Source organism: Megamonas sp. (assembly GCF_986095205.1).
Map to the genome: position 1 here is coordinate 31211 of NZ_CFQVBI010000065.1, position 13044 is coordinate 44254.

Here is a 13044-nt window from a genome sequence, read left to right on the forward strand (position 1 = left end):
TTTTATTATAGGTACTTTTTTATATTATGTAAAAAATAAATGTAAGAAATACATAAGTGGTTGAGGTTCAGTTATTATAATAGCATATTTTTTATAATTGCAATAGATATTTTTAAGGATTAATTAAGTTTATTGAAGGTTTGCTATTTTAAAGGTATAATATAGATATGCTTTTAATTGTATATGTATGATTTTTAAAAATATCCCATTTCTTCTATCGGGATTATGAATTTTATATAAATTAATTAAGCAAAATCTGCAAATATAATATATTAATTTTATTTTGAATAAAGGAGATATTATTTTGAATTTACAAGAGAAAAATATTTATTGTGGTTTCAGATTAAATAAAATATCCCATATATCTGAAATTTCATCTAATGCATATGAATTTTATCATGAGAAAAGTGGCGCGAAATTATTATTTATAGAAAATAATGATGATAATAAAGTATTTTCTATAACTTTCCGCACTACTCCTACTGATGATACTGGTGTAGCTCATATTGTAGAACATTCCACACTTTGTGGTTCTCGTAAATTTCCTACTAAAGAACCATTTGTGGAATTAGTAAAAGGTTCTTTGAATACTTTTTTAAATGCAATGACATTTCCAGATAAAACTATGTATCCTATAGCTAGCAGAAATGAAAAAGATTTCCGCAATCTTATGGACGTTTATCTTGATGCAGTATTTTATCCAAATATGCGTACAACACCTGAAATCTTAATGCAAGAAGGTTGGCATTATGAAATTGATAATGTAGATGCTCCATTAGCTTATAGTGGTGTAGTTTATAATGAAATGAAAGGTGCATTATCATCTCCAGATGGATTATTGGAAAGAAAGATTTTAAATAATCTTTATCCTGATACAACATATCAATATGAATCTGGTGGAGACCCTGTAGCTATTCCGGATTTAACACAGGAAATGTTTATTGACTTCCATAGTCGATATTATCACCCTGCTAATAGTTATATCTATCTTTATGGGGATATGGATATGATGTCAACTTTATCTTTCTTAGATGAAGAATATCTTAGCAATTTTAATAAAATTGAAATCGACTCCCATATTGATGTACAAAAACCATTTACAGCTCGTAAATTGATTAAAGATATTTATCCTATAGCTCCAGGTGAAGCAAAAGAAAATAAAACATTTTTAAGCATGAATTATTCTATTGCAACTTCTTTAGAAAAAGAAAAAATGCTAGCATTTACTATATTGGAACATGCTTTATTAAAAAGTGAAGCTGCACCACTTCGCAATGCTTTAATTAAAGCTGGTCTTGGTAGTGATGTAATTTCTTCATTTGATAATGGTATTTTACAGCCAATGTTTAGCATTATCGTCAATGGTTCTGAGGCTAATAAAGTTGATGAATTTACAAAAGTTGTAACTGATACTTTAAATGATATTGTAAAAAATGGCATTGATGATGAATTGCTGCAAGCTTCTATTAATAGTATGGAATTTAAGCTTCGTGAGGCTGATTTTGGTCAATATCCAAAAGGATTGATTTATAATATTAATCTTATGAATAGCTGGTTATATGATGGTGATGCTACTATGTATCTCCATTATGAAGAAGCTTTGAAAACTGTAAAACAGTGGGCAAAAGAAGGTAAGTTTGAAGGATTAATTCAAGAATATTTATTGGATAATACTCATAGTCATATTTTAATTTTAGAACCAGATGAAAATGTAATTGCTAAACAAGAAAAAGATTTAGCTGATAAATTAGCACAGAAAAAAGCTTCTATGAGTAAAGAAGATATTGAAAAAATTATTGCGGATACTCAAAAATTAAAAGAGCGTCAACGTTCTGTGGATAAACCAGAGGATTTAGAAAAAATTCCATTATTGAAAATTGAAGATATCACTAAACAATGTGATAAATTAATTATTGCTGAAGATGAAATAGCAGATACAAAAGTTTTAAGACATGATATTGATACAAATGGAATTTGTTATTTAAGAATGTTATTTGATATAAGCAATATAGCTTATGAAGATATAAATTATCTATTCTTATTGGAAGAATTTATTGGTAGAACTGCTACAAAAAATTACACATATGAAGCATTGGCTAATGCTGTAAACTTGCATACTGGTGGAATGAGATTTGCTGTAGCTACGTATGATAAAGAGGGCGATGTTGACTCTTATATGCCAAAATTTGTATTTAAAGCTAAAGTTTTGGTAGATAAGATGCCAGAATTGATAAAATTACTACAAGAAATAATTTTCAATAGTTCCTTTACTTCTAAAGAACGTATTAAAGATTTGGCAATGCAATGTCGCAGTGATTTTGAAATGTCAATATTGCGTTCGGGTCATCAGTTAGTTCTTGATGAATTGATGGCATACTTTACACCAAAAGAACGCTATGATAATTTTGGTGACTTAAAATTTTATGCATTTATTAAGAATTTCTTAAATGATTTTGATAATGAATTTAATAAAATGCAAACAGCTTTTGCTAAAATTTTACCAATGATATTTAATAAGGCTAATTTATTGACAAGTATTACTGTATCTAAAAATGATTATGAAAAAGTAATATCTGCAATTAAACCTTTATTAGAAGTATTGCCAAATGAAACTTATTCAAAACAAGAAATACCATTTGCAGTAGAAAAGAAAAATGAAGGTTTTATCACATCTTCTCAGGTACAATATGTTGCCAAAGGTGCTAATTTCATACGCTTAGGATATAAATATACAGGAGCTATGAAGGTATTAGAAACTATTATGCGTTATGAATATTTGTGGACTAATATTCGTGTTCTTGGCGGAGCTTATGGTGCATTTGTAAAATTCCGTCGTGATGGCAATATGTATTTTGGTTCTTATCGTGATCCTAATTTAGTAGAAACTTTAAATGTATATGATAAAACAGCAGAGTTTTTACGTAATTTTAATGTCAGTGATAGAGAAATGACAAAATATATTATCGGTACAATTAGTAATATTGATATGCCACTTACTCCTGCATTAAAAGGTGAATTAGCTTCTTCTGCGTATATTGCTGAAATGACAGACGAAATGCGTCAGCAACAGCGTGATGAAATTTTAGCTACAACTCAAGAAGATATTAGAGCTTTAGCTGATTTAGTAGATGCTTGCATGAAGGAAAATGCTATCTGTGTTTTAGGTGGAAGCAATAAAGTAAACGAAGCTAAAGATGTATTTAAAACAGTAACTACTATTTTATAATTTATAAATTTATATTGTTAGTTTAAATAATAAAGACTCCCAATAGTTGAATTTAAATATCAATTATTGGGAGTTTTGCTTAGAAATAATTTTGCTAAAATAGAGTGAAAGTTAATTTTGCACAAATAGATTTATTTAATCATTTTTTAATGAAAGTTTTAAAGGGTTTTAATTTATATTTTTAGAATATATACAGTAAAAAAAACAATCGAAATCCTTAATGAAGGAGGGGTTTTTATGAATTTACAATTTTTAGGTGCGGCTCATACAGTTACAGGTTCTTGTTATTTATTAGAAGCAAATGACCATAAAGTTTTGATTGATTGTGGTATGTTTCAAGGTGCGAGAAATTTACGTGATTTAAACTACAATGATTTTCGTTTTGTGCCATCAGATATAGATTGCGTACTTTTAACTCATGCTCATGTTGACCATTGCGGTCTTATTCCTAAGTTATGTAAACAAGGATTTAAGGGCGATATATATGCGACAAAAGCGACTTGCGATTTAGTAAATATCATGCTCCCAGATAGTGCACATATCCAAGAGTCTGATGCGCAAATAACAAATCGTAAAGGGCAACGTATGGGAAAAACACCAATAGCTCCTTTATATACTATTGATGATGCTATGGCTTCATTAAAACAATTTGTGCCAATTGATTATGATCAAGAAATCAATCCAGTAAATGGAATACGAGCTATTTATAAAGATGCTGGTCATATCATGGGGTCAGCAATTATTGAAGTTTATGTAACGGAAAATGGCGAAGAAACTAAAATTGTATTTACAGGCGATTTGGGGCAACCTGACCAGCCTATTATAAAAGACCCTACACATATAAAAGAAGCAGATTATTTAGTAATTGAGTCTACTTATGGTGATCGTAAACATCAAATTTATGATAAAGAAACTCCATTAGCAGAAATTATAAATGATACTATGGATAGAGGCGGAAATTTAATTATTCCATCATTTGCAGTTGGTCGTACACAAACAATGTTATATTATCTATTCAAATTATGGAAAGCCAATCGCATAGAGGATTATTCAGTTGTAGTGGATAGCCCACTTGCTGTTGAAGCTACAAGAATTTTTGCCAAGAATACAAAATATTTTGATGATGAAGCAACTGAATATATTAGAAAACATGGTAAATTGCCTCAAATGCCACAGTTGCGTCTTTGCGAAAGTGCAAATGAATCTAAGGCCTTAAACACAGAAGAAGGTTCACATATTATTTTATCGGCTAGTGGTATGGCGGACGCTGGACGTGTACTTCATCATTTAAAACATAATCTTTGGCGTCCAGAATCTACAATTTTATTTGTAGGTTATCAAGCAGAAGGAAGTTTAGGTAGAAGATTATTAGAAGGCGCTAAAAAAGTAAAAGTCTTAGGTGAAGAAATCAGTGTAAAAGCTAGAATTGTAAATATGGACGGATTTTCTGCTCATGCTGATTACTCACAGATGGAAGAATGGTTACAACATTTAACTATGTATAATGCTAAACAGGTATTTGTAGTGCATGGTGAAGCTACTGCTAGTAAAGCTGTAAAAGAAATGATTGAAGAAGAATTCGGCTGGAATGCGTATATTCCATTTTATGCAGATAGAGCTATCATGACAAAGAATACTTGTGAAATCAAAGCTGCTAATATACCTCAAGTATCTGTGGAAAAAGATATGGAAGACTTCTTTGTTGATGTTGATGCAGATTATAGACAATTGCGTCGTAGAATTATTAATCTTGTGGTTAAAAATCCAGAACTTATGCCAGCAGCTATGAATACAATTCAAAAAGGTTGGCGATATGTTAAACGCTTGTTCAAGGATTTTGGTATTAGCTAAGATTTTTAATGAAAATTTTATCTGCTTTTTACGATAAATATTTTGGCAAGAAGAAAGAAATATGTTATGATTAGAGTAAAGTTAAATCTTAGGAGGATTATATAATGGAAGAATTAAAAAACAATTCCGTTGTTGAAGAAGATACTGAAGGTACTGTAGTTGTTATTACTGATGAAGAAGGTAATGAATACAATTATGTAGAAGAAATGGTTTTCGATGCAGGTAGCGATAAATATGCTATTTTAGTTAGCATTGATGGCGATGAAGAATGCGAATGCCATGAACATGATGAAGAATGCGGTTGCGAAGAAGAAGTAGATGTAATCTTAGCAAAAATCGTTAAAGATGAAAATGGTGAAGTTGAATATATTGAACCAACAGATGAAGAATTTGAAATTGCTCAACAAGCTTATGAAGAATTAATGGATAAACTTGAAGCAGAAGAATAATCATCTGAATTTGTTTAAAGTTTAATACGTATCAAAGAAGGTACCATAGAAAAATGGTATCTTCTTTTTTGTGAATATAAATTTTTATTTGAGGTAGATTTATGGAAAATTTAGTAGAAAATATTAGTAAATCAGTAGCTATTGAATTGCTTTTTGAAGAAATGCCAACAAGACCTACTGCAAATGCTATTTTTCGTGAAGCTAGAAAAATATTTGGTGATATAAATATCATCAATAGAGATGAAAATGATATTGAATTTAGCGTAGATAAATTTGTAGCATATAATGAAGATAATACAACTTCTCCAGTAATACTTGCTATGGGAAATATAACAGATTTTGATGATAAAGTAGCTGTAAGTGAATTTGAACGCACACAGATTTGGAATGTAGCTAACAGTGAAGAATTATTGAGTAAATATAAATATGCTGTAAAAATATGGGATGTAAATGCTCAAAGACAAATTCCTAAAGAACGTGCTATTATGTTAGTTGATTGGCTTAATGTAGCTTTAAAATTATATCCTAAATGTCAAGCTATTTGGATAAAATCAGCAGGTAAATTACAATTAGCTCAATCCATTAAGAATTTGAAAGAAACTGGTATAGTTAAATATTTATATAGTATGGTCAATATTCGTTTCTTCAATGTGCCTAATACAAATGAATTCATTGTAGATAGTGTAGGATTGGCTAATATTGGTTTAAGTGATGTACAATTCCATTTCAAAGGTATGAACCCTAATAAAGTAGCTAATCTTGCATATAGCTTAGCTCGTTATATTTTGAATAATGATGATATCATGATTAAAGATGGCGATACCATTGATGGCATGAATGATGAGGGCAAAATGACACCAGAAGTTCAATGGATTTGTAGATATGAAGATTCTTTAATCGAACCACTTCGTCCTGTTTTAGATATTGATACTGGTAAATATGCCGCTGGCGATAGAAATTAAAAAAAACACTTTCTAATTTTAGATATTTTCTAAGTTAGAAAGTGTTTTTTAGTTAAGTATAAAATTATTTGATTAAGTTAAATTTACGCATTGCTGTTTTTAATTGTTCAAGATGAGCATCTTCCATTTCGCAAAGTGGCATGCGTAAAGGACCCATATCAAAGCCCATTAAACGAAGTGCAACTTTTACAGGAATTGGATTTACTTCACAGAATAATGCTTTGATTAATGGGAAATATTCAATTTGTTTTTTCGCTGCTTCTTCAACTTTGCCATCAAAGAATAATTGACACATATCATGTGTTTCTTGTGGCATAACGTTGGAAAGTACGGAAATAACACCTTTTGCACCTAAAGATAATAATGGAACGATTTGGTCATCATTACCAGAATAGAAAGTGAGTTTATCACCGCAAAGAGACATTGTTTCAGCAACTTGACTGATATTGCCACTAGCTTCTTTAACTGCTGCAATGCGTGGATGTTCTGCTAAAACAGCGTAAGTTTCTGGTGTAATACCTACACCTGTACGAGATGGTACATCATAAAGAATGATAGGTACATTTACATTATCAGCGATAGATGTGAAATGTTTGATAAGTCCTTTTTGTGTACATTTATTATAATATGGAGTAACTACTAATAAAGCATCAGCACCTGCTTTATCTGCATGTTGAGATAAATTAATAGCATATCTAGTATCATTAGAACCAGTACCTGCAATAACAGGAACACGTTTATTTACATAGTCAACAGTAAATTTAATGATTTCTTCATGTTCTTCATCTGTCATTGTAGCAGATTCGCCACTTGTACCAGCAATTATGATAGCGTCTGTACCATTGTTTAAGTTGAAATCAATTAAACGAGCTAATTCATCATAATTGATACCGTTTCCGTTTTCATAAAATGGAGTAGCAATAGCTACGCCTGCACCTTTAAATATTACATCTTTCTCCATAAAGAAAGCCTCCTTAATGCCATCTTTTGATGTGTTATCATAAATTATACAGGTAAATATTTATATTGTCTATAATATTTTAATTTTATGCATGATTTTAAAACATTTTTCTCTATTTTTATTTTTTATTATTGTAATGTTATAACTTTTTTATTATTTGCGTAATAAATTGTAAAAGTGTATTTATTTGTGATATGAAAAAAGACTTGATTTATCAATTTTAAAATCAAGTCTTTTTATGTTTAGTAATTATTTATTATCGTCTTTCCACCAATAAATACCATCTTGTTTTGGTAAGATACTAGCTTTAAATACAGGATCTTTAATACCTTGTTTTTTCTGCTGAGTGTAATCATCTAAAGCAATAAAAGCATATTTACCTAAGAGTAAAATAGCAATGATATTTGTGATTGCCATTAAAGCCATGAATAAGTCTGCTAAATTCCAAACTAAACTCAATTCAGCAACAGAGCCGAAGAATACCATGATTACAACAAGAATACGGAAAATATTTAAATATAATGGGTTATCAGATAAATGCTTTATGTTGATTTCTCCATAATAGTAGTTACCTATAATGGAAGTGAATGCAAATAATAAAACGATAATGGCTATACCAGTTGTAGCGATATTACCAAAATATAAGCTTAAATCGTATTGAATGAGCTGAATACCAGTTAAACCTGTTGCTTGATAATCACTGCTGAATAATACGATGAAAGCAGAAGCAGTACAGATAAATAATGTATCTACGAATACACCAAAAGCTTGGATAAGACCTTGTTTTACAGGATGACTTACTTCAGCAGTAGCTGCGGCATTTGGAACAGAACCCATACCAGCTTCATTGGAGAATAATCCACGTTTAATACCTGTCATGATAGCAGCACCGAAGCTACCACCAGCTACAGATTCAATACCCCAAGCATCTTTGAAGATGACAGATAAAACAGTTGGTAATTCTGAAATATTATATATAGTGATAGCAAAAGCGATAAGTAAATAAATACCAGCCATGATAGGCACCATGTATTCAGTAACTTTAGCAATGCGATGTAAACCACCAAATACAACAATACCTGATAATATTGCAATTACAATACCGATAATAGTTGCATCAAAATTAAAAGCAGTTTGTAAAGATAAAGAAATTGTATTGGATTGTACAGAATTGAAGATAAGTCCATAAGTAATACTGATTAATATAGCAAAGAATACGGCTGTTTTAGGGCTATGAAGTGCATTATTGATGTAATAAGCAGGGCCACCAAGATATCCGTTACTATCAGTACGAGGAACTTTGTAAATCTGAGCGAGAGTACTTTCTACAAAGCCAGTTGCGGAACCTAATATAGCAATAATCCACATCCAAAATATAGCACCTGGCCCACCGAGAACAATAGCGATAGCGATACCAGCGATATTACCAACACCTACACGGGAAGCTGTACTTACACAGAAAGCCTGGAAAGAAGATATTTGTTGTCCTTCCATTTTATTGCCTGCATCACCAGCAATAAGACGTATCATTTCTTTGATAAATCTTATTTGTACAAATTTTGTACGAATAGTAAAAATAATGCCAGCACCAATAAGTAAAATAATTAAAACATAACTCCATAAGATATCATTAATTTGACCGACTAATGAATTCAATAACTCCATTTAAACACCTTCTTTATAAATTAATATGTATATAATAACATATTTACAATATTTTGGGTAGAAATATATTTTATTAGTAATAATAGATTTATGTTACATAATACTTGTGATAAAATAAAGACAAAATATATTGAAAAGAAGTGTTTGTGTAATGGAAAATTACACAAATAGAATGTATATATTTGATAGTAGATAAAGATATATTTTTAATGATTTATATATAAAGTTAAAAATAAAATGAAAATAAATCACGAATTTTTATATTGGAAGATAATTGATGAATTGGTCAAATTATCTTCTTTTTTATATTGTTATTTTAATGAAGAAAAGAGACTTTTATATGAGGCTTTTATATTTAGTATGGATTTATTTTCTTTATAATAATCATATGTTAAAATTATTTTACTTAATATATTAGTTTTAATTTTATTTTTGAAGATATTTTATTATTTTAGAAAGAGAGGTCATAATGAATTTAGAAAAATCTGATGTAAATACTGTAGTTGAAAATCATATAGATTTTACTCATTTGCATGTGCATACAGAATATAGTTTATTAGATGGTGCTAGTAGAGTAAAAAAATTAATTGCACATGCAAAAGAGTTGGGCATGAAGTCTATAGCGATCACTGACCACGGTACTATGTATGGAACGATTGCTTTTTATAAAGAAGCTTTGAAACAAGGAATAAAGTCTATTATTGGTTGTGAAGTTTATGTAGCACCAAAATCTCGTTTTGATAATTTTGAAGTGGAAGGCACTCGTTATTATCATCTAATTTTGTTAGCAGAAAATAATAAGGGATATCAAAATCTCATTAAATTGGTTTCTCTAGCAAATATTGAAGGTATGTATTATAAACCTCGTGTAGATAAAGATTTATTACGTCAATATCACGAAGGTATTATTTGTTTGAGCAGTTGTATAGCGGGCGAAATTCCTCAAGCAATTATTCGTGATAATATGGAACGTGCGGAAAAATTAGTGCAGGAATATGTAGATATTTTTGGCAAAGATAATTTCTTTTTAGAAATTCAAAATCATCAAATTCCTGAAGAAGCTAAGGCAAATAAAGGATTAATCAGTTTAGCACAAAAATATGATTTAAAATTAGTAGCTACAAATGATATACATTATATAAAAAAAGAAGATAATGATTTTCATGATGTGCTTTTGTGTATACAAACAGGTAGAACTTTAGATGATAAAGATAGAATGAAATTTTATAATGATGATTTCTATTTAAAATCTGGTGCTGAAATGCTTGCTTTGTTTAAAGATACACCAGAAGCTATTATAAATACTTTGGAAATTGCAAATCGTTGTAATGTAAGTTTTGAATTTGGTCATTTACACTTACCAAACTTTCCTTTGCCAGAAGGCATGACTGATGAACAGTATTTGCATAAATTGTGTAAGGAAAAAATTCATAATAGATATGCTGAAGTTACAGAGGAAATACAACAAAGGTTAGATTATGAATTGTCTATTATTAATCGCATGGGCTATGATAGTTATTTTTTGATTGTATGGGATTTTATAAATTTTGCTCGCAGTCAAAATATAGCGGTAGGGCCTGGTCGTGGCTCAGCAGCTGGTAGCATTGTAGCGTATATTTTGGGAATTACAGATATTGACCCATTGAAATATAGTTTACTCTTTGAGCGTTTTTTAAATCCTGAACGTGTAACTATGCCAGATATAGATATTGACTTTTGTTATATTCGTAGAGATGAAGTTATTGAATATGTAAAAAGAAGATATGGCGATGACCATGTAGCACAGATAATTACTTTTGGTACGATGGCGGCAAAAGGTGCAGTGCGAGATGTCGGTCGTGTCATGAATATGCCTTATAACGAAGTAGATAAGATAGCAAAGTTAATTCCGCAAGAATTGGGCATGACTTTGGATAAAGCATTAAAAGATTCATCAGAATTGTTGACTTTATATCAAGAAAACCTTGAAGTTCGTAAATTAATTGATTTTGCCAAAGATGTAGAAGGTATGCCACGTCATTCTTCAACTCATGCTGCAGGTGTAGTTATTTCTAAAGATCCTGTTACAGATTATGTTCCTATTCAGATATCTGAAGGTACATTTGTAACTCAATATGATAAAGATTGTGTTGAAGAATTAGGTCTATTGAAAATGGACTTTTTGGGATTGCGTACGCTTACAGTTATCGCTGATGCTTTGACAAATATAAAAAATAATCGCGGTATAGAGATAAATTTAGATGAAATTCCACTTGAAGATGAAAAGACTTCGCAAATGCTTTGTCGAGGAGAAACAGGAGCAGTATTTCAGTTAGAGTCTGCCGGCATGACTACTTTGGTAAAAGATTTGCAACCAACGGGATTTGCTGATTTAATTCCTGTTATGGCATTGTATCGACCAGGACCTTTGGGCAGTGGCATGGTAACGGATTTTATCAATGGTAGACATGGCAGAAAAAAAGTAACATATATTCATCCAGATTTAGAGCCAATTTTAAAAGAAACTTTTGGCGTGATTTTGTATCAAGAACAGGTTATGCAGATTGTTCAAGTATTAGCTGGTTTCACTTTGGGACAAGCTGATATTTTACGTCGTGCAATGGGTAAGAAAAAGCATGATGTCTTGATGTCACAAAAAGAAAATTTCTTAAAAGGTGCTAAAGATAATGGTGTAGATGATAAACTCGCAGAAACTATTTTTGATTTATTATTACATTTTGCCGATTATGGTTTTAATAAATCTCATAGTGCTGCTTATGCACTTGTGTCATGGCGAACAGCATATTTAAAAGCTCATTATCCGCAGGAATTTATGGCGGCTATTTTGACTAGCTTGATGACAAGTAATAAAATTGGCGAATATATTGAACAATGTAAACATATGGGAATTGATATTTTACCACCAGATATAAATGCTAGTCGTGATACATTTACTGTAGATAAAAATAGTATTCGTTTTGGTTTAGCTGCTGTAAAAAATGTAGGTGAAAATGCCTTAAAAACGATTGTAGATATCCGCGAGAAAGATGGTCTATTTAAATCTTTAGAGGATTTTTGTTCACGAGTTAGCAGTAGATGTATCAATAAGAGAGCTTTAGAAAATCTTATAAAATGTGGTGCATTTGATTCTTTAGGTTATAATCGCGCTCAATATATGGCTGTTTTAGATCAAGCTATGGATTTAGGCTCTAGACGTCAGAAAGATTTAGCTAGTGGACAGATGGATTTATTTGGTGATTTTATGGAAGAAGAAGAAAGTATTGATAAATTGGAAATGCCAAAAATACAAGAATTTCCTAAAATAGAATTATTAAATATGGAAAAAGAAATCACAGGCTTTTATATCACAGGGCATCCACTAGAAGAATATAGAGAAAAAATACAGTATTTGACTACGATTGAAAGTCTAGAAAAGCAAAAAGATGGAAAATATATCTCTGTAGCAGGAATTATTCGCAAAGCAAAAAGAGTAACTACAAAAAAAGGTGATATGATGTGCTTTTTAGAAATCGAGGACTTTTTAGGTGTAGTAGAAGTCATTGTATTTCCAAAGGCATTTTATGATAATATCAATTATTTAGTGCCAGATATTCCTGTTGTAGTTAGAGGAAAATTGGATAAAAGTGATGATAATAATAAAATCATTGCTGATAAAGTGATTGGTTTAGAGGATTATACACCAGAATTTTGTATTATTGTAAAACCAGAGCAAGAAGATAATGCTTTTTTTAGCAAAATAACAGAAACATTGCAAGAAAATGCTGGTCCTTGTCCTGTTTATATGTATTTTATGAGCAGTAAAAAAATGATTAAAGGCAATCGAGAATTTTGGATTGATGGCAGTGAAACTGTAGTTAATAATCTAAAAAATCTTTTAGGCAAAAACTCAATCAAACAAAGATAATTTTCAATTAAAAATCCCCCAAAATA

At 30.4% G+C, this 13044-nt stretch carries 7 protein-coding genes; 5 read left to right on the forward strand and 2 right to left on the reverse strand.

The window, feature by feature from the left end; translation table 11 throughout:
• Positions 1–304 precede the first annotated feature (304 nt).
• The 4 genes from AC5LAX_RS09010 to AC5LAX_RS09025 all read left to right on the forward strand — a co-directional run bounded on the left by AC5LAX_RS09010 (position 305) and on the right by AC5LAX_RS09025 (position 6488).
• Positions 305–3226, forward strand: a complete 2922-nt coding sequence (locus AC5LAX_RS09010) for an insulinase family protein (RefSeq protein WP_288909626.1) — start codon at positions 305–307, stop codon at positions 3224–3226.
• A 237-nt stretch (positions 3227–3463) separates the two neighbouring features.
• Positions 3464–5077, forward strand: coding sequence for an MBL fold metallo-hydrolase RNA specificity domain-containing protein (locus AC5LAX_RS09015; RefSeq protein ID WP_115151453.1), 1614 nt, complete (start codon positions 3464–3466; stop codon positions 5075–5077).
• Between the two features lie 104 nt (positions 5078–5181).
• Entirely contained in the window at positions 5182–5526 is a 345-nt protein-coding gene (locus AC5LAX_RS09020; protein WP_008537831.1) for a DUF1292 domain-containing protein, read from the forward strand.
• Positions 5527–5627: 101 nt separating this feature from the next.
• Positions 5628–6488: a DUF4261 domain-containing protein gene (locus AC5LAX_RS09025; RefSeq protein ID WP_288909625.1), complete on the forward strand. Its 861-nt coding sequence runs from the start codon at positions 5628–5630 to the stop codon at positions 6486–6488.
• 64 nt (positions 6489–6552) lie between these two features.
• Here AC5LAX_RS09025 and dapA read toward each other — a convergent pair whose 3' ends face one another.
• Both dapA and AC5LAX_RS09035 read right to left on the reverse strand, forming a co-directional pair.
• Positions 6553–7449 (reverse strand): 4-hydroxy-tetrahydrodipicolinate synthase, encoded by an 897-nt coding sequence (gene dapA / locus AC5LAX_RS09030; protein ID WP_008537833.1) that lies wholly within the window; start codon positions 7447–7449, stop codon positions 6553–6555.
• Positions 7450–7698: 249 nt separating this feature from the next.
• Positions 7699–9114, reverse strand: coding sequence for an alanine/glycine:cation symporter family protein (locus AC5LAX_RS09035; protein ID WP_278849267.1), 1416 nt, complete (start codon positions 9112–9114; stop codon positions 7699–7701).
• Between the two features lie 469 nt (positions 9115–9583).
• On the opposite strand from AC5LAX_RS09035, the gene AC5LAX_RS09040 reads away from it, so the two are divergent.
• Complete coding sequence (locus AC5LAX_RS09040; RefSeq protein WP_288909624.1) at positions 9584–13018, forward strand: DNA polymerase III subunit alpha; 3435 nt, start codon at positions 9584–9586, stop codon at positions 13016–13018.
• The last annotated feature ends 26 nt before the right edge of the window (positions 13019–13044 follow it).

Coding starts and splice junctions, on each gene's coding strand:
- AC5LAX_RS09015 (WP_115151453.1), top strand. CDS start 3,464: ATGAATTTACAATTTTTAGGTGCGGCTCATACAGTTACAGGTTCTTGT.
- AC5LAX_RS09020 (WP_008537831.1), top strand. CDS start 5,182: ATGGAAGAATTAAAAAACAATTCCGTTGTTGAAGAAGATACTGAAGGT.
- AC5LAX_RS09025 (WP_288909625.1), top strand. CDS start 5,628: ATGGAAAATTTAGTAGAAAATATTAGTAAATCAGTAGCTATTGAATTG.
- dapA (WP_008537833.1), bottom strand. CDS start 7,449: ATGGAGAAAGATGTAATATTTAAAGGTGCAGGCGTAGCTATTGCTACT.
- AC5LAX_RS09035 (WP_278849267.1), bottom strand. CDS start 9,114: ATGGAGTTATTGAATTCATTAGTCGGTCAAATTAATGATATCTTATGG.
- AC5LAX_RS09040 (WP_288909624.1), top strand. CDS start 9,584: ATGAATTTAGAAAAATCTGATGTAAATACTGTAGTTGAAAATCATATA.